We start from the raw sequence: 16,330 nt of genomic DNA, 5'->3' as shown, positions 1-16,330 counted from the left end.
TCTTACTTAGCACTTTTTTTAGCTTTCTTCGGAGCGCGCTTGGCTGGCTTCTCAGCTTCTTGTTTCAGTGGAAGACCACCGATAACTTCGCCTTTGAAGATCCAAACTTTAACACCGATGATACCGTAAGTGGTCAAAGCTTCAGAAGTTGCGTAGTCGATGTCAGCACGTAGAGTGTGTAGAGGTACACGACCTTCACGGTACCACTCAGAACGTGCGATTTCAGCACCGCCAAGACGGCCGCTAACTTCAACTTTGATACCCTTTGCACCCAGACGCATTGCGTTCTGTACCGCGCGCTTCATAGCACGACGGAACATTACACGACGCTCTAGCTGTGAAGAGATACCGTCAGCAACTAGTTGTGCATCAAGCTCTGGCTTACGTACTTCTGCGATGTTGATTTGCGCAGGTACACCAGCAAGCTTAGTTACAGCGTGGCGAAGCTTTTCAACATCTTCACCTTTTTTACCGATAACAACACCAGGACGAGCTGTGTGAATTGTTACACGGATAGATTTAGCTGGACGCTCAATAACGATTTTAGACACAGAAGCGTTTTTCAATTCCTTAGTAAGGTATTGACGCACTTTGTGATCACCAAAAAGCTGCTCAGAGAAATCTTTTGAATTCGCGTACCAGGTAGAAACCCAAGGTTTAGAGATACCTAGGCGAATACCAGTAGGATGAACTTTTTGTCCCATTACTTATATCTCCTAGCTATCTGAAACCACAACAGTGATGTGGCTTGAACGCTTAAGGATGCGGTCAGCGCGTCCTTTAGCACGTGGCATAATACGTTTCATTGTAGGACCTTCGTCTACAAATACTTTAGCCACTTTAAGCTCATCAATGTCAGCACCTTCGTTGTGCTCCGCGTTAGCGATAGCAGACTCAAGTACTTTCTTAACTAATACAGCCGCTTTCTTTGGGCTGTACGCTAGGATTTCTAGCGCGCGATCAACCGGAAGTCCGCGGATCTGATCTGCAACTAGACGTGCTTTTTGCGCCGAACCAGAGGCGAATTTGTGTTTAGCTAATGCTTCCATCATACCCTCCGATTAACGCTTTTTAGCTTTCTTATCCGCAGCGTGACCGCGGTAAGTACGTGTAGGTGCAAATTCACCTAGTTTGTGACCGATCATTTCGTCTGTAACGAATACAGGTACGTGCTGACGACCATTATGGACAGCGATGGTCAATCCGATCATGTTAGGGATGATCATTGAACGACGGCTCCAAGTCTTGATAGGCTTCTTGTCACCGCTTTCCAACGCCTTCTCTACCTTCTTCAGCAAGTGTAGGTCAATGAATGGACCCTTCTTGAGAGAACGTGGCATGGCAATTCCTCAACTATTACTTAGTACGACGACGTACGATAAATTTATCAGTACGCTTGTTCTTACGTGTCTTAGCACCTTTAGTCGGCTTACCCCATGGAGACACAGGGTGACGACCACCAGATGTACGACCTTCACCACCACCGTGTGGGTGGTCTACCGGGTTCATGGCAACACCACGAACTGTAGGACGAACACCACGCCAGCGAGTTGCACCAGCTTTACCTAGTGAACGAAGCATGTGTTCAGCGTTACCTACTTCACCGATAGTTGCGCGACAATCCGCTTCAACTTTACGCATTTCGCCTGAACGTAGACGTAGAGTCACGTACTGGCCTTCACGCGCTAGGATCTGTACATATGCACCAGCAGAACGGGCAATCTGAGCACCTTTACCAGGCTTAAGCTCAACATTGTGTACCGTTGTACCTACTGGGATGTTACGCATAGGCATTGCGTTACCAGCTTTGATTGGTGCATCAACACCAGACTGGATTGCATCACCTGCTTGAACACCTTTAGGTGCAATGATGTAACGACGCTCACCGTCTGCATATAATACAAGAGCGATGTTTGCGCTACGGTTAGGATCGTACTCTAGACGCTCAACTTTAGCTGGGATGCCATCTTTGGTGCGTTTAAAGTCGATTAAACGGTAGTGTTGCTTGTGACCACCACCGATGTGACGAACCGTGATACGACCGTTGTTGTTACGACCACCTGATTTAGAGTTTTTCTCTAATAGCGGAGCGTAAGGCTTACCCTTGTGCAGATCAGGGTTAACCACTTTAACGACGTGACGACGACCCGCAGAAGTTGGTTTACACTTTTGAAGTGCCATAATTCTAACTCCCCTTATTACTCGGCGCCGCCGACAAAGTCTAGCTCGCTGCCTTCTTTAAGAGTAACGTAGGCTTTCTTCCAGTCTGAACGACGGCCGAAACGCATGCCTGTACGCTTAGTTTTACCCTTAACATTTAGCGTGCGAACACCAGTTACTTCTACTTCGAAAAGCTTCTCAACAGCAGCTTTGATTTCTGCTTTGTTTGCATCTTTAACTACTTTGAAAACAATCGTGTTGTTCTCTTCAGCAGAGATGGTGCTTTTCTCAGAGATGTGTGGAGCAAGGATTACTTTTAAAAGACGTTCTTCACGGATCATGCTAGCGCCTCCTCAAGTTGCTTAACAGCAGCAGCAGTAATCAGTACCTTATCGAAAGCGATTAGGCTTACTGGGTCGATGCCAGCTACATCACGCGTGTCAACCTTGTACAGGTTACGTGCAGAAAGGAATAGATTCTCATCTACTTCTTCAGTCACGATTAGTACGTCTTTAAGCTCAAGCTCTTTAAGCTTAGCTACTAGTTCTTTAGTCTTTGGTGCTTCTAGACCAAATTCTTCAACAACTACTAGACGATCTTGACGAACAAGCTCAGAAAGAATGCTCTTGATCGCACCGCGATACATCTTACGGTTAACTTTTTGGCTGTGATCTTGCGGCTTAGCTGCAAAGCTCACACCACCGCTGCGCCAGATTGGGCTGCGGATTGTACCAGCACGTGCACGGCCAGTACCTTTTTGGCGGAATGGTTTTTTACCACCACCAGCAACTTCAGAACGTGTCTTCTGAGCTTTAGTACCCTGACGAGCACCTGCTGCGAAAGCAACAACTACTTGGTGTACTAATGCTTCGTTAAACTCACGTCCAAAAGTAGCTTCGGAAACTTCAAGCGCACCAGCGCCTTTAATTGCTAATTCCATCACTAAATCTCCAGGACTTAAGCTTTAACAGCTGGTTTAACGATAACGTCGCCGCCGATAGCGCCAGGTACTGCACCTTTAACTAAAAGCAGATTACGCTCAGCGTCAACACGTACTAGCTCTAGGTTCTGAGTAGTTGTTTGCACATTACCCATTTGACCAGCCATTTTCTTACCTTTAAACACCTTACCAGGTGATTGGTTTTGACCGATTGAACCAGGAGCACGGTGAGATAGAGAGTTACCGTGAGTAGCGTCTTGCGTGCTGAAATTCCAGCGCTTAACACCACCTTGGAAACCTTTACCTTTTGAAGTACCAGTAACGTCTACTTTGTTTACTTCGTTGAATAGCTCAACAGTAAGCTCAGCACCTACTTCAAACTCACCTTCACCGCCGTTAAGACGGAATTCCCACAGGCCGCGACCCGCTTCAACACCAGCTTTAGCGAAGTGACCCGCTTCTGGTTTGTTTACACGGCTTGCTTTTTTCTCGCCTGCAGTAACTTGAAGCGCGTTATAACCGTCTGTTGCGTCAGATTTGATCTGAGTAACACGGTTAGGAGTCGCTTCGATAACTGTCACAGGGATAGATACACCATCTTCAGTGAAGATGCGTGTCATACCCACTTTACGACCGACTAGACCTAATGCCATTTTCCTAAAACCTCTCTAATCTTTCGATTAACCCAGGCTGATTTGAACATCAACACCAGCAGCAAGGTCTAGGCGCATTAGAGCGTCTACAGTCTTGTCAGTTGGTTCTACGATGTCGATCAGACGTTTGTGGGTGCGGATTTCATACTGATCACGCGCGTCTTTGTTTACGTGCGGAGAGATCAATACAGTGAAACGTTCGAAGCGAGTAGGAAGTGGGATTGGACCACGTACCTGAGCGCCAGTGCGTTTCGCAGTTTCCACGATTTCCGCCGTTGATTGGTCAATCAAACGGTGGTCAAAAGCTTTTAGGCGAATACGAATGCGTTGATTTGACATTCTTAAACCTCAATTAAAAGAGCATTTAAAAAGAGCATAAAAAAACCCCCGAGGCCATCTCAATTTATAAGAGGTCGGTTGTTCTTCTATTTCTACCATTGAACTCCAAATCGGAGTTCCTGTTTACGTGCCTGAAATCCAGGCCTTTGTATGACTTTCTTGTGACGAATCACAGAAAGTTTGAGCATTATAATGACATTGGTGATAAATGCAACAATTATTACGAAATTATTTGTCCTGCAGCGCGTCTTCACTGTAAGTGGCTCAAGGCGTCTATACTTTACACAAGAGAATACACACATCAGCCTTGTCATTGTACTGACATAAATGGTCAGTCCAGTTAAAGCCTGTTATTCTATACAGCAAAAATACAAATCTGGTACCGCTATGCGCTTACTTTCTCTGGGGCTCAACCGAGTGGCCCAATGGACCAACTGCTTGCTGGTCAGGAGCAAACTGTTGCCGACAGACCCGGTGTCGCAGTTCGACCTGGATCCAAACTTGCCCACTTTTTACGTTGCCCGACTAAACTCTCGGGCCGATCTGGCTGCACTGAATGCGATGTGTAAAAAGCTTGGACTGCCAAGCCCTATGCAGGACCAGGTGCTGGGAAGTAAAACGCTGCCGCGTTTCATCGGCATCAAGAATCCGACTCCGTTACTGAGCAAAACGCCAGGCCCAAGCCCGGCGATTGACCAAGGCAAAGCCATTTTCTCGGCCCTGCGTGCGCACCCCGATATCAAAGCACAAGTAATCCCAGTGACTGTGCTGTGGGGTCGTAATCCCGGTAAAGAAAAGCCCGGCTTAGGTACTCTGTTTAGCCATTCACTGACACCCAGCTGGTTACGTAAGGCCATGGTGGTGCTTTTTTCCGGCCGCGACAACTTGGTGCGCTTTTCCGCGCCCATCGCGCTGGATCAACTTATGACAGACAAAGCAGATGTCGACGAGTTGCCCCATAAATTACTGCGTGTGGCCCGGGTGCACTTTCACCGCCAGAAGCTGGCCGCAACAGGACCCAAACTGCCCTCTCGCGAAGCCTTGTTCAACTCTCTGTTGGCTGCGCCGAGCATAAAAAGGGCCATTGCAGACGAAGCCAAATCAAAAGGGCTAAGCCATGACGAAGCGCGGCTAAAAGCACTGGAATTGCTGGAAGAAGTCGCGGCTAATTATTCAGAAGCCATGGTCCGTGTCGGAGATCGCGTACTGACCTGGCTGTGGAATAAACTCTACAACGGCATTGAAGTAAAAAATGCAGAACGCGTACATGAGCTGGCCGACAAAGGTCATGAGATCATCTATGTGCCTTGTCATCGCAGCCACATGGACTATCTGCTGCTGACCTATGTGATCTACCATCAGGGTCTGGTGCCGCCACACATTGCAGCGGGCGTAAACCTCAACTTTTTCCCTGCAGGCGGTATTTTCCGCCGTTGTGGTGCATTTTTTATTCGCCGCTCCTTCGCCGGGAATAAACTCTACTCCGCCATCTTTAAAGAGTATCTGACCCAGTTGTTCATCAAAGGGTATTCAGTGAAGTTTTATACCGAAGGTGGCCGCAGTCGTACTGGTCGCTTATTACCACCCAAAACCGGTATGCTGGCCATGACTATGCAGTCAATGCTGCGTGGTATCGACCGCCCCATCTCCATTGTGCCCGTTTATATTGGCTATGAACATGTCATGGAGATCAATACCTATCTGAAGGAACTGGCGGGTAACAGTAAAAAGAATGAATCTGTCGCTGGTGTATTTAAAGCCATTAAAAACCTCAAAAACTATGGCCGTGGCTATCTGAACTTTGGTGAGCCTATACACCTGAATCAATATCTAAATGAACATCAGGCTGACTGGCGAGATGCCATAGGCCAGGATGAAGGCGTTAAGCCGCAATGGCTAAACGGCCAGGTGGCATTAGTTGCAGACCAAATCATGACCAACATTAATGCCAGTGCAGCGCTGAACTCCATCAACCTGCTGGCCATGATACTGTTGTGTAATGAGCAGTTTGCACTGAGCAAACAGAAGCTGTTAGCCCAGTTACGCTTCTACCTCACCCTGCAAAGTCAGGCACCTTACAGCGCCAATGTGACCGCACCGGAAGAAGACGCAGAGGCGCTGCTAAAGCATGCGCTGAAACTGGATAAATTCGATATACTGGAAGATGAGCTGGGTGAGATCATCACCATTAAGGAAAAAGAGCGTACCCTGTTCAATTATTACCGCAACAACATATTGCACCTGTTTGCCGTACCCAGCGTGATTGCCCAGATGTTGTTTAACCGTTACAGCGTCACGGTTACTGAGTGCCAGGAGCGTCTCAGCACACTGTACCCGCTCTTTACCAAAGAGTGGTTTATGCATGACCTGCGTGAAGACTATATCACAGACGTGTTGAACTGCTTCGCTCAGCAGGGTCTCATAGACTTTGATGGCCATCTGGCCACCGCAGTGAAAGACAACAAGGCACTGGCACAGCTGGAAATGCTCGGCAAAGTGATCCATCTGACACTCGAGCGCTATGCCATCAGTGTTAGCTTGTTGCTGCGAGATCAGGGGATTGCGCGTGCAACGCTGGAGAGTGAAAGTGAGGTGCTGGCCAAACGACTGGGTACCTTACATGGCATTAAGAGCCCGGAGTTTTTTGACAAGAAAGTGCAAAGTAACCTGATCAGCGTGTTGCAGGCACAGGGCTTTATCGACATTTCCGATCAGCAAAAAATCGCAGCGTTGCCCGCACTCACAACGCTGTCTGATCACCTCAATGATCTGCTGCCAGCCAGGATCTGGCAGTCCATCCGCGACACACTATAAAAGACGAACTACCAACAAGTCGGCGTCAGCGCGCTTCGCGCTGGCGCATCACCCCTTCCTGAATAGTCGACGCCACCAACTCCCCCTGACGATTGAAGAACTGGCCCCTGACCAAGCCGCGGCCATTACTGGCACTGGGGCTGTCAACACTGTAGAGCAGCCATTCGTCCATGCGGAAAGGACGATGGAACCACATGGCATGATCTATGGTCGCTACTTGCATATTCTTCTGCATAAAGGATACGCCATGGGGCTGCAACGCCGTCGGCAAAAACTCAAAATCCGAGGCATAGGCCAACAAGTAGTTATGGATGCGGCGATCATCGGGCATCTCGCCACTGGCTTTAAACCAGACATGGCGCACGGGCTCCATCACCTCTGGCTGAAACGGATTATGAAATTCCACAGGGCGCATTTCAATGGGCATCTGTTGCGTAAACTTGGCAACCAGAGGCTCAGGGATCAGATCAGCTTTGTCCTGATAAAATTCCAGCGATGACCGCAGCGCTTCGGGGCCGGGTACCTCAGGCATTTCAGACTGATGTGATAGGCCGGGTTCATCTCCCTGGAAGGAGGCTGTCATATAGAAGATAGGCTTGCCGTACTGAATGGCGCTGACCCTGCGCGTGCTGAAGCTGCGCCCATCACGAATATTCTCCACATCATACACTATGGGTTTGCTGGCATCTCCCGGGCGTAAAAAGTACGAGTGCAACGAGTGGACATAACGCCCCTCTGGCAACGTATATTTAGCTGCCGATAACGCCTGACCCATTACCTGGCCGCCAAACACTTGCGGAAAGCCCAGATCCTGGCTCTGACCGCGATAGATCCCCTGTTCAATTTCTTCCAGCTGAAGTAGCTCCAGCAACCCTTTTAATGCCTGACTCATTGCGCACCTCTTTCACTGCGTAGCGGATCTCATAATTATACACTATTGTGCAAGTAAAGAGAGGCATCGCAAGTTAAATCAGGTGGTTAACACTAAACGACAGACTGAGCACATAGCGGGCCAGGCAAGAGTGAGGTAAACTGGTTGTCCGCTTTTTCTGACAAGGTAATTGACATGGCATACTGGTTATTTAAAACCGAACCTGACGCATTCTCCATTGACGATCTACATCAGGCACCTGAGCAGAGTACGTTCTGGGAAGGGATCCGCAATTATCAGGCACGTAACTTTCTGCGCGACGATGTGCAGGTTGGCGACCAGGTCTTTATCTATCATTCAAGCTGCAAAGTACCGGCCGTTGTGGGTATCGCCACAGTGACCAAGGGCGCTGAGGTCGATCCCCATCAGTTTGACCTGAGCAGCGATTATTATGACGCTAAGTCCAACCAGGACAACCCACGCTGGGTCGGTGTAACACTGCGCTACGCGCAACATCTGACACACCCGGTTACGCTGAAAGCAATCAAAGCCGACACAGCGATCACCGAGCTGGCACTGAAAAAAGCCGGCCGACTTTCTATTATGCCAGTCACCGAAGCGGAGTGGACACATATCTGCCGGCTTGGCGGCGCTGTGTAACACCGCCCGGCCAGAGCGCAATAGACTTCAGCGATGTTTTTTCTGTTTTCCCCCCTTGGGGATCATAGAGAAGTACAAGATCAACGCCAGCCAGGAAAACAGCAAAGTACCTATCAGCCAGCCATTTTTTTCATGGCCACGGGTGCGCTTACTGCCAGCAACCAGCCCTATGGGCAGTAAATACAGGCAGAGCGCGCCCATCAGTAACATCAGTTCGTCGGTCATACTCGCTCCCAGTTCACCTCACTATGGAGCACCCGCTGCGGAGCTATGTAATGTAGTACATCTCCCCCTTTTAGCGCGTAATCCAGAGGCGGGTTTAAATCCATATCACGACCGCTGAGATCGTGCGCCACCCCCAGCAAAGTCGCATTGTGATGCTCTTTAAAATACAAAAATAGCTGACCAAAGGTCAGCGCGCCTAAAGACTTCGGCAACTGCAAGCTAAACTGAGTATCGCCATGAAGTGTCGATAGCAGCTCTTCCTGAATGCGACTGGACCCAGGGTCTTGCATCGAACGCACCAGGATCTCGGCAGACATGGCGGTCGAGCACTCGACGTTACGACAGTGCTGGCGCAATAATTGCGCTTTAGTTTCATCGTTAAAATGGGCACTGATGTGTGCAGACGTTTTTACCAGCGGGCTCAGTTTTAATGCCGTAGTAAAGGTCTGATCGTCATCCTGACCATCCACAATGATTTTGTCTGCATGGGCCAGTCCGGTGCGCGCCAGTTGCTGATCATCGGTAAAACTTACCAGGCGAACAAAGTCAACCTCGGTGAAGCGCAACAGCGGGTGCTCCATCTCATCACTCACCGCCAGCACGATGCGCCTGGCTATGCGTTTGTTGTCGGCCAGGATATATTCGATCATGCGCTCGGTGCGTGTTGCATGCCAGCCGAAGATAATGATGTGATCGCTCAGATGTGAATAGTCTTTATCGCCCTTCATTGCTCGTTTTACCCAAATTGTAATTAGTTGCCCAACCTTCCCCAGCAAAATACCAAACAGCGCCAGACCCAGCGGGATTTGAAATATGGCCACAACCAGGCGTCCCATATCGGTTGTGGCACTAAAGTCGCCATAACCGACGGTCGATGTGGTCACCACGTAATAATAGATATAAGTGCTGACGGGCAGTAAGGCATGCTCCTGAGCGAACCATAATAGCGCCCAGGTTGCCCCCATATGCAACAGTGTCGCCAGACCAATCAAGGGCCAGCTGGCCTGATCAATATGCGCCTGCAATACCAACAGCAAGCGCTTAAATAACAAAGGCATTGTCCTTCCTATGTTCCAAGTCTCTGATTTACCATACTGAATAATCAGGATTATGCAACTGAGACAGGTCCTTGGCCACCTCCTGCCACCTGACTTAATTCAACTCAACCTGCCGAGGCTTAAATAGTGTGCACAGAGAGTGTTAATTTATTTACTAATAAGTATATACTGAGAGAAGGTACATATCTTAGGATCGCTTTATGGCCGGAGTATTAGCATCCGTTGATCAACGCACACAATTGGTGGGAGAAAACCGCCTCGAATTACTATTGTTCCATCTGCACAGCCGCCACTTGTTTGCGCTCAATGTGTTTAAGGTCAAAGAAGTCGTTAAGCTGCCCCACCTGAATAAGATGCCAAATGCACATCCTAAGGTAGCCGGTGTAACCACTATACGGGGAGAGTCTATCCCTGTGATCGACTTACGCCAGGCGATTTGCATGCCGCACTGTGAATACGACAGCGACAGTAACCTGGTGATCACGGAATATAATCGCACCATTCAGGCTTTTCTGGTAGGTAAAGTCGACCAAATCGTCAACACCACCTGGTCTGATATTATGCCGCCGCCACGCTCAGTTGGCCGCAACCACTATTTGACCGCACTGACCAAGCTCAAACGCGGCGATCAGGAACTGCTGGTTGAAATCATTGACGTCGAAAAAGTACTGGCCGAAATCATCGCGTACGACGTGGTGATCCCCGAAAACATTCTGGATAAAAACATCATCAATGAGTTTCAGGGACGCAAAATATTGCATGTTGATGACTCTCCCACCGCTCGTCGCCAGGTGTCAGATACTCTGGCTCAGCTGGGTATCGAAGTACTGCCCGCCACCGATGGCCATGAAGCCCTGAAGCTATTGCAACACTGGGCCGACGAAGGCATCAATGTCGAGCAGGAGCTCATGGCGGTGATCACCGATGCGGAGATGCCGGTCATGGATGGCTATCGATTAACCTATGAGATCCGCAACGACAGTCGTCTGAAGAATCTCTACATCGTGCTCAATACCTCGCTCAGTGGCAGCTTCAACAAAGCCATGGTTGAAAAAGTAGGGTGTGATGTTTTCCTGTCAAAGTTCCAGCCGGACCGCCTGGTTGAGGAAATGCAGCGTCGACTAAAAGACGTACTGAATCAGTAACTGTATATAAAAACAGGTAAAGAGAATTTAAAACCTCATATTTATCATTTGGTTAGTTTTTAAGGTATGCAAAACACCCGCACCAAACTGGGCTTTGTGCCCTGCCCTAGGTATACTTTGCGCTGAATATAAACGATGGGCGCAAAGATGGACGTATCAGAATTACTTGACGGCTTAAACGACAAACAACGTGAAGCGGTTGCAGCACCGCTGCAAAATATGCTGGTATTGGCAGGCGCGGGCTCGGGCAAAACCCGGGTACTGGTGCACCGCATTGCCTGGCTGATGCAGGTTGAGCATGCCTCCCCTTACAGCATCTTTGCCGTCACCTTCACCAACAAAGCCGCTAAAGAGATGCGTACCCGGGTCGAAGAGACCTTGCAAAGTCCGGTAGGCGGCATGTGGATCGGCACTTTCCATGGTCTGGCTCACCGTATTTTGCGCGCCCATCATAGAGAAGCAAAACTACCCGAGTCTTTTCAGATTTTAGACTCCGATGACCAGCTGAGAATGATCAAACGCCTGCTGAAATCGATGAACATCGATGATAAAAAGTGGCCACCCAAGCAGCTCAGTTGGTACATCAGTGCGCGTAAAGACGAAGGTCAGCGCCCTAAAGACATTACCGCCCATGACGTCAACGAACAACTGATGTTGCAGGTGTATACCGCCTATCAGGATGCCTGTGACCGCGCCGGATTAGTCGACTTTGCAGAGATCTTGCTACGCTGCTATGAAGTACTGCAGCAACACCCCACTTTGCTGCGTCACTACCAGCAACGCTTCCGTCATATGCTGGTTGACGAATTCCAGGATACCAACAGCATTCAGTATTTATGGCTAAAACTGCTGGCAGGTAGCGACAGCAATATCATGATAGTCGGCGATGACGACCAGAGTATTTATGGCTGGCGGGGCGCACGCATTGAAAACATCAAACGCTTTTTGAGCGACTTTGACGCAGAAACCATTCGCCTGGAGCAGAACTATCGCTCCACCGGCACCATACTGAAAGCGTCCAACGCGCTGATCCAGAACAACGCCGAGCGCATGGGTAAGAGCCTGTGGACCGACGGCAATCAGGGTGAGCCGATTTCCGTGTATGCCGCGTTTAACGAACTGGATGAAGCGCGGTTTATGGTTGGTAAAGTAAAGTCCTGGCTGCAGGGTGGCAACGCACTGAGCGACTGTGCCGTACTTTATCGCAGCAATGCCCAGTCGCGGGTGTTGGAAGAAGCTTTGTTACAGGAAGGCCTGAAGTATCGTATTTACGGCGGTATGCGCTTCTTCGAACGCCAGGAGATCAAAGATGCCCTGTCTTATCTGCGCCTGATCAGCAACCGCAATGACGATGCCGCGTTTGAACGGGTGATCAACACCCCGGCACGTGGCATTGGCGACAAAACCCTGAGCCATATTCGTGATTGCGCCCGGGCAGAGTCGCTGCCGCTGTGGTATGCCGCCAAAGCGGTGCTGGAGCAAGGGCACCTGGCTGGCCGCGCTGCCACCGCCATTCGCCGTTTTATTGAACTGGTTGAACAGCTCGACGACAAGCTGATGGAACTGGAGCTGGCTGAGCAAGCCAAAACCACCATAGAACAATCCGGTCTGCTGGCCATGTATCAGGCAGAAAAAGGTGAAAAAGGCCGTGCCCGGGTAGAAAACCTTGAGGAATTGATCAACGCCTGCGGTCAGTTTGAACTGCCGGTAGAAGAAGAGTTTAGCTCACCGCTACAAGGTTTCTTAGCCTATACCTCACTGGAGTCTGGTGAAGGTCAGGCCGACGAACACGAAGATGCGGTACAGATGATGACGCTGCACTCGGCCAAGGGTCTGGAGTTCCCACTGGTCTTTATGGTGGGCGTGGAAGAAGGCATGTTCCCGTCACAACAAAGCCATGAAGAATCCGGTCGTCTCGAAGAAGAGCGCCGCCTCTGTTACGTGGGCATGACCCGGGCAATGGAAAAGCTCTATATCAGTCATGCGGAAAGCCGTCGCCTCTATGGTCAGGAAAAATACCACAGCCCGTCGCGCTTTTTACGCGAGATCCCCGAAGACTGCCTGGAAGAAATTCGCATCAAGACCCAAGTGTCACGCCCGGCCCCCAGCGGCCGCTTCAGCAGTTCAGTGAGTCATGCTGTGTTTGAAGACAGCGGCTTCAGCCTGGGCCAGCGCGTATTACATGCCAAATTTGGAGCCGGCACAGTACTTAATTACGAAGGCAGCGGCGCACAGTCACGTATACAGGTAAATTTTGACGATGTCGGCAGCAAATGGCTGGTCACGGCCTATGCCAGACTGCAATCACTTTAAACTTGCGCGTCTGCTCACCCTGCTCGCGCAGGCCAGGCATCGTCAGCTATTGCTGATCAGTGGAGAGCAGGACTGGACTTATGACGAGGTACGGCACCTCTTCCCTACTCTGGCTGACTCAGCATTGGTATTGAGTCAGCACACAGACCTGCCTGGCGCCTGCTGGCCTGAACATCTGCATCAGGTGCTGGGCCAGGAATATTCCTGCGTCGTTTACGATCTCTACAGCGGAGTGTTACCGAATAAGCTTGCAGCTGCCGCAGGCACAGTGCAAGCCGGCGGCCTGTTAATTCTGCTCGCACCGGAATTATCTCAGTGGCATAACTGGTGCGATCCGGCGCTGGCACGCTGGCTGTCTTACAACGAAACTGCACAGTTCAGCCCCTATCTGCAGCGCTGGCAGCGCCTGCTAACCTGCACCTCAGTATGGCAGATCAGTCAGTCACAGGGCGACTTATTGCCAGATTACTATGATGCGCCGCAAGCCAGAATAGACACTAGCGAGCAGCACAACGCGCTGGCTCAGCTGACAGCCCACTTAACGCAGCCTACGCCCGGGCCCGTGTTACTCAGCGCTGATCGTGGTCGGGGCAAATCCTCGTTACTGGGCAAACTGGCGGCCAGCCTGCCCGAATTGACCTTTATTCTGTGCGCGCAGCAGCGTCGTGCTGTTCATAACAGCTTTGTCCATCTCGGCGCGGCACTGGATGAGCCGGTCATCGATAAGCTCAATCAGCTTGCAAACCTGCGCTTTATGCCACCCGATCAGCTTCTTGCACAACGCCCGAGCTGTGATGTGTTGCTGGTTGATGAGGCCGCGGCTATTCCCGTGCCCATACTGATGTCATTGTTAGATGCTTACCCTAAAGTGGTGTTTTCCAGCACCCTGATTGGCTATGAAGGCAATGGCCGGGGTTATACGCTGCGCTTTGCCAGGCAACTTGAACACGCTCACCCGCAGCGTCTGAACTTGTCACTCAGTCAACCAATCCGCTACAGCGCAGGGGATCCGCTTGAAGCTCGTTTGCGTCAGCTATTCGCCCTGGATTGTGATTATCAGCAGCCCTCGATACCGTCGGCACCCTGCACATTCGAGTCATGCTCAGGTGCACAGCTGGCAGCGGATGAAGACACCCTGTCTCAGGTTTTTGCTTTGCTGGTGCTGGCGCACTACCAAACCTCGGTGAACGATCTGCGCCAGCTGCTCGATAGCCCGCAAAATCGTTTATACCTTGCCCGTCAGCAAGACTGTGTGGTGGCAGTGTGTCTGCTCAAGCTGGAAGGCGGCTTTGACGCCGCACTCAGTCAGGACATAGCTGCGACTGCACGCCGCCCGGCTGGACATTTAATGGCACAACAGCTCGCTCAGCTCACTGGCAACCCGAAGCTGGCACAACGTCGTGGTGCCCGGGTGGTGCGCATTGCCGTGTCACCGCAGCAACAGGGGCAGCTTATTGGCAGTCAGCTACTACGCTTTGCTGAGCAGCAACTCAGCAGCGAGGTTGATTACTTCGGCAGCAGCTTTGGCTGTAATGCACAGCTGCTCAGGTTTTGGCAACATCATCAGTACCGGCCCGTTAAATTGGGATTTAAGCAAGATAAAGCCAGCGGTGAATTTGCACTGCTGGTGATTAAACCTCTTAATAAACATATCCAACTCGAACCACTTCAGCTATGGTTCAAACACCTGCTACTCAATCAGCTCAGCGAGTTATATCGTGATTTTCCCTGCGATTTGGTTACTGAGCTACATAAAACACTCCCGCACCATACACCAGATACCTTATTGTTAGCACAGCTAAGCTACTTTGCGAGCGGTGCTGCAGGAGAACAACAGATCGCAACACTGGTCACTGAACTGCTCAAGTGCCGCCCTGATCTGCTGGACCGATTATCAGCCAGTTCCCAAGCCTTAGTGATTCGGCTATTATTACAGCGTCACCCGCCAAAAGTATTAGAAGATACTTTGAATTTGGCTACAAAAAAACAACGACAGACCGCCATGCGGTCACTTGTGACGGAAGTGCATGCTGAAATTAATCTCAACCCTGAGCTGTTGCATCGCCCTGCTGGGCAGCCCTGAACTTATCGCCGATGAGGCGCTCAGGCTTGGCATGTCGGTCGCATTGAGCGGGCCCGCCAAAGATATTGGCCAACAACTCAGGCAAGGCGCAGATCTCTATTTTGATTATGCTAACGCCCAAGTGAATAAAACCCACCCCACTATTTCATTAATAGTACTGGACGATGGCTATGAACCCAGCCGCACTGTGGTCAACACCCGCTATTTAATTGAACAGCATCAGGTTATGGCACTGTTTGGCAATATGGGAACACCCACAGCTCATGCCATCCAGGCTATTCTGACACACCATAAGTTACCTTTTCTGATGCCTTTTACCGGTGCGGACTTTTTGCGCCACGACACTCCTTACCCGATCTTTAATTGGCGTGCCAGTTATATGGATGAAGCCAGTGAACAAGTCACTTATCTGGTTGACGAACAGGGCCACAAGCACATTGCACTGTTGATCCAGGCCGACGAGTTTGGCCTGACACTGGAAAAAAGCTTTCGCCAGACTCTGGCTGAGCGGGGTATGCAACCGACTGTGATCGCTCGGTTTCGGCGCAACAGTGCCGACATTAAAAAAGCACTTCAAGTCATCATGCGCAGCGAGGCGACGGCTGTCGCCATGATTGGCACTTACCAACCACTGTCGATATTCATAGACAAGGCGATGCATCGGGGCTTTAAGGGGACTTTTAGCGGCGTCTCCTTTACCTCGTCCAGAGCCCTGTTTGCCCAGCTCACCAGCAAACCTACCCTGATGATCAGTGAAGTCGTACCTGCCCTTCAGACTTGTCAGGCTGAATTATGCGATTTGTTTCGATTACTGGCGCACAGGCAAGGGCTACAGACCAGTCCGCAGGTATTTGAGGGCTTTCTCAATGCCGCCATTTTTACAGCGGCACTTGAACATTGCCCGCGCCCGATAACCCGAACTTGTCTGCCAGGTGCCTTGCAACAGGTTCTGACGGAGAATAAAGGGATCAGACATATTTTTGGCCTCTCAGAGACAGAGAATAAACCCCGCGTGTATCGATCTTACCTTCAATAATGTCTATGCTTAGAGCATCAGGTAAACGTACAG

At 50.3% G+C, this 16,330-nt stretch carries 17 protein-coding genes; 6 read left to right on the top strand and 11 right to left on the bottom strand.

Annotated elements, in window-relative coordinates; all coding sequences use genetic code 11:
- Positions 1-2 precede the first annotated feature (2 nt).
- From rpsC to rpsJ, 8 genes are read right to left on the bottom strand one after another with little or no spacing between them, the layout of a single operon-like run.
- Positions 3-704 carry a 30S ribosomal protein S3 gene (gene rpsC / locus ELR70_RS05740; RefSeq protein WP_010386168.1) on the bottom strand — a complete coding sequence of 234 codons (702 nt, stop codon included), beginning with the start codon at positions 702-704 and terminating at the stop codon, positions 3-5.
- A 12-nt stretch (positions 705-716) separates the two neighbouring features.
- The gene (rplV, locus tag ELR70_RS05735; RefSeq protein WP_010386167.1) at positions 717-1,049 is read right to left on the bottom strand and encodes a 50S ribosomal protein L22; all 333 of its coding nucleotides are present in this window, start codon (positions 1,047-1,049) and stop codon (positions 717-719) included.
- Positions 1,050-1,061: 12 nt separating this feature from the next.
- Positions 1,062-1,340 carry a 30S ribosomal protein S19 gene (gene rpsS, locus ELR70_RS05730; protein WP_010367084.1) on the bottom strand — a complete coding sequence of 93 codons (279 nt, stop codon included), beginning with the start codon at positions 1,338-1,340 and terminating at the stop codon, positions 1,062-1,064.
- Between the two features lie 16 nt (positions 1,341-1,356).
- Positions 1,357-2,181 carry a 50S ribosomal protein L2 gene (gene rplB / locus ELR70_RS05725; RefSeq protein WP_054016992.1) on the bottom strand — a complete coding sequence of 275 codons (825 nt, stop codon included), beginning with the start codon at positions 2,179-2,181 and terminating at the stop codon, positions 1,357-1,359.
- Positions 2,182-2,198: 17 nt separating this feature from the next.
- Positions 2,199-2,501: a 50S ribosomal protein L23 gene (gene rplW / locus ELR70_RS05720; RefSeq protein WP_049863779.1), complete on the bottom strand. Its 303-nt coding sequence runs from the start codon at positions 2,499-2,501 to the stop codon at positions 2,199-2,201.
- The gene (gene rplD, locus ELR70_RS05715; protein ID WP_010386164.1) at positions 2,498-3,100 is read right to left on the bottom strand and encodes a 50S ribosomal protein L4; all 603 of its coding nucleotides are present in this window, start codon (positions 3,098-3,100) and stop codon (positions 2,498-2,500) included. The genes rplW and rplD overlap by 4 nt, the downstream gene beginning before the upstream one ends.
- 17 nt (positions 3,101-3,117) lie before the next feature.
- A complete protein-coding gene (gene rplC, locus ELR70_RS05710) occupies positions 3,118-3,753 on the bottom strand; it encodes a 50S ribosomal protein L3 (protein ID WP_049863778.1) in 636 nt (211 codons plus the stop codon).
- 27 nt (positions 3,754-3,780) lie between these two features.
- A complete protein-coding gene (gene rpsJ / locus ELR70_RS05705; RefSeq protein WP_005495349.1) occupies positions 3,781-4,092 on the bottom strand; it encodes a 30S ribosomal protein S10 in 312 nt (103 codons plus the stop codon).
- 387 nt (positions 4,093-4,479) lie between these two features.
- Between rpsJ and plsB the strand changes: the two genes are divergently transcribed.
- Positions 4,480-6,906 (top strand): glycerol-3-phosphate 1-O-acyltransferase PlsB, encoded by a 2,427-nt coding sequence (gene plsB, locus ELR70_RS05700; protein ID WP_054017023.1) that lies wholly within the window; start codon positions 4,480-4,482, stop codon positions 6,904-6,906.
- 25 nt (positions 6,907-6,931) lie between these two features.
- Here plsB and tesB read toward each other — a convergent pair whose 3' ends face one another.
- Entirely contained in the window at positions 6,932-7,798 is an 867-nt protein-coding gene (gene tesB, locus ELR70_RS05695; RefSeq protein WP_054016993.1) for an acyl-CoA thioesterase II, read from the bottom strand.
- Positions 7,799-7,972: 174 nt separating this feature from the next.
- Here tesB and ELR70_RS05690 point away from each other — a divergent pair, with 174 nt between their 5' ends.
- Positions 7,973-8,437: an EVE domain-containing protein gene (locus ELR70_RS05690; protein ID WP_054016994.1), complete on the top strand. Its 465-nt coding sequence runs from the start codon at positions 7,973-7,975 to the stop codon at positions 8,435-8,437.
- Between the two features lie 27 nt (positions 8,438-8,464).
- On the opposite strand, the gene ELR70_RS05685 is transcribed toward ELR70_RS05690, so the two are convergent.
- Together ELR70_RS05685 and ELR70_RS05680 are read right to left on the bottom strand one after the other, a co-directional pair.
- Positions 8,465-8,662 carry a hypothetical protein gene (locus ELR70_RS05685; protein ID WP_046004895.1) on the bottom strand — a complete coding sequence of 66 codons (198 nt, stop codon included), beginning with the start codon at positions 8,660-8,662 and terminating at the stop codon, positions 8,465-8,467.
- Positions 8,659-9,720 (bottom strand): potassium channel family protein, encoded by a 1,062-nt coding sequence (locus ELR70_RS05680; protein ID WP_054016995.1) that lies wholly within the window; start codon positions 9,718-9,720, stop codon positions 8,659-8,661. Before ELR70_RS05680 ends, ELR70_RS05685 begins: the two co-directional genes overlap by 4 nt.
- 200 nt (positions 9,721-9,920) lie before the next feature.
- Between ELR70_RS05680 and ELR70_RS05675 the strand changes: the two genes are divergently transcribed.
- From ELR70_RS05675 to ELR70_RS05660, 4 genes are all read left to right on the top strand, one after another.
- The gene (locus ELR70_RS05675) at positions 9,921-10,865 is read left to right on the top strand and encodes a chemotaxis protein CheV (RefSeq protein WP_054016996.1); all 945 of its coding nucleotides are present in this window, start codon (positions 9,921-9,923) and stop codon (positions 10,863-10,865) included.
- 147 nt (positions 10,866-11,012) lie between these two features.
- Entirely contained in the window at positions 11,013-13,178 is a 2,166-nt protein-coding gene (uvrD, locus tag ELR70_RS05670; protein WP_054017024.1) for a DNA helicase II, read from the top strand.
- Positions 13,126-15,261, top strand: a complete 2,136-nt coding sequence (locus ELR70_RS05665) for a GNAT family N-acetyltransferase (RefSeq protein ID WP_082353320.1) — start codon at positions 13,126-13,128, stop codon at positions 15,259-15,261. Before uvrD ends, ELR70_RS05665 begins: the two co-directional genes overlap by 53 nt.
- A complete protein-coding gene (locus ELR70_RS05660) occupies positions 15,206-16,297 on the top strand; it encodes an ABC transporter substrate-binding protein (protein ID WP_054016998.1) in 1,092 nt (363 codons plus the stop codon). The genes ELR70_RS05665 and ELR70_RS05660 overlap by 56 nt, the downstream gene beginning before the upstream one ends.
- The last annotated feature ends 33 nt before the right edge of the window (positions 16,298-16,330 follow it).

This window comes from Pseudoalteromonas sp. R3 (assembly GCF_004014715.1).
Classification (GTDB): domain Bacteria; phylum Pseudomonadota; class Gammaproteobacteria; order Enterobacterales; family Alteromonadaceae; genus Pseudoalteromonas.
Note: the sequence above shows the minus strand (reverse complement) of the source record. Positions and strands in the feature narration are given on the sequence as shown.

What these genes read in the sequence shown, in the direction of transcription:
- rplV (WP_010386167.1), bottom strand. Translation starts at nt 1,049, where the DNA reads ATGGAAGCATTAGCTAAACACAAATTCGCCTCTGGTTCGGCGCAAAAA.
- rpsC (WP_010386168.1), bottom strand. Translation starts at nt 704, where the DNA reads ATGGGACAAAAAGTTCATCCTACTGGTATTCGCCTAGGTATCTCTAAA.
- ELR70_RS05690 (WP_054016994.1), top strand. Translation starts at nt 7,973, where the DNA reads ATGGCATACTGGTTATTTAAAACCGAACCTGACGCATTCTCCATTGAC.
- ELR70_RS05680 (WP_054016995.1), bottom strand. Translation starts at nt 9,720, where the DNA reads ATGCCTTTGTTATTTAAGCGCTTGCTGTTGGTATTGCAGGCGCATATT.
- rpsJ (WP_005495349.1), bottom strand. Translation starts at nt 4,092, where the DNA reads ATGTCAAATCAACGCATTCGTATTCGCCTAAAAGCTTTTGACCACCGT.
- rplC (WP_049863778.1), bottom strand. Translation starts at nt 3,753, where the DNA reads ATGGCATTAGGTCTAGTCGGTCGTAAAGTGGGTATGACACGCATCTTC.
- rplW (WP_049863779.1), bottom strand. Translation starts at nt 2,501, where the DNA reads ATGATCCGTGAAGAACGTCTTTTAAAAGTAATCCTTGCTCCACACATC.
- uvrD (WP_054017024.1), top strand. Translation starts at nt 11,013, where the DNA reads ATGGACGTATCAGAATTACTTGACGGCTTAAACGACAAACAACGTGAA.
- tesB (WP_054016993.1), bottom strand. Translation starts at nt 7,798, where the DNA reads ATGAGTCAGGCATTAAAAGGGTTGCTGGAGCTACTTCAGCTGGAAGAA.
- ELR70_RS05675 (WP_054016996.1), top strand. Translation starts at nt 9,921, where the DNA reads ATGGCCGGAGTATTAGCATCCGTTGATCAACGCACACAATTGGTGGGA.
- rplD (WP_010386164.1), bottom strand. Translation starts at nt 3,100, where the DNA reads ATGGAATTAGCAATTAAAGGCGCTGGTGCGCTTGAAGTTTCCGAAGCT.
- rplB (WP_054016992.1), bottom strand. Translation starts at nt 2,181, where the DNA reads ATGGCACTTCAAAAGTGTAAACCAACTTCTGCGGGTCGTCGTCACGTC.
- ELR70_RS05685 (WP_046004895.1), bottom strand. Translation starts at nt 8,662, where the DNA reads ATGACCGACGAACTGATGTTACTGATGGGCGCGCTCTGCCTGTATTTA.
- plsB (WP_054017023.1), top strand. Translation starts at nt 4,480, where the DNA reads ATGCGCTTACTTTCTCTGGGGCTCAACCGAGTGGCCCAATGGACCAAC.
- ELR70_RS05665 (WP_082353320.1), top strand. Translation starts at nt 13,126, where the DNA reads ATGTCGGCAGCAAATGGCTGGTCACGGCCTATGCCAGACTGCAATCAC.
- ELR70_RS05660 (WP_054016998.1), top strand. Translation starts at nt 15,206, where the DNA reads ATGCTGAAATTAATCTCAACCCTGAGCTGTTGCATCGCCCTGCTGGGC.
- rpsS (WP_010367084.1), bottom strand. Translation starts at nt 1,340, where the DNA reads ATGCCACGTTCTCTCAAGAAGGGTCCATTCATTGACCTACACTTGCTG.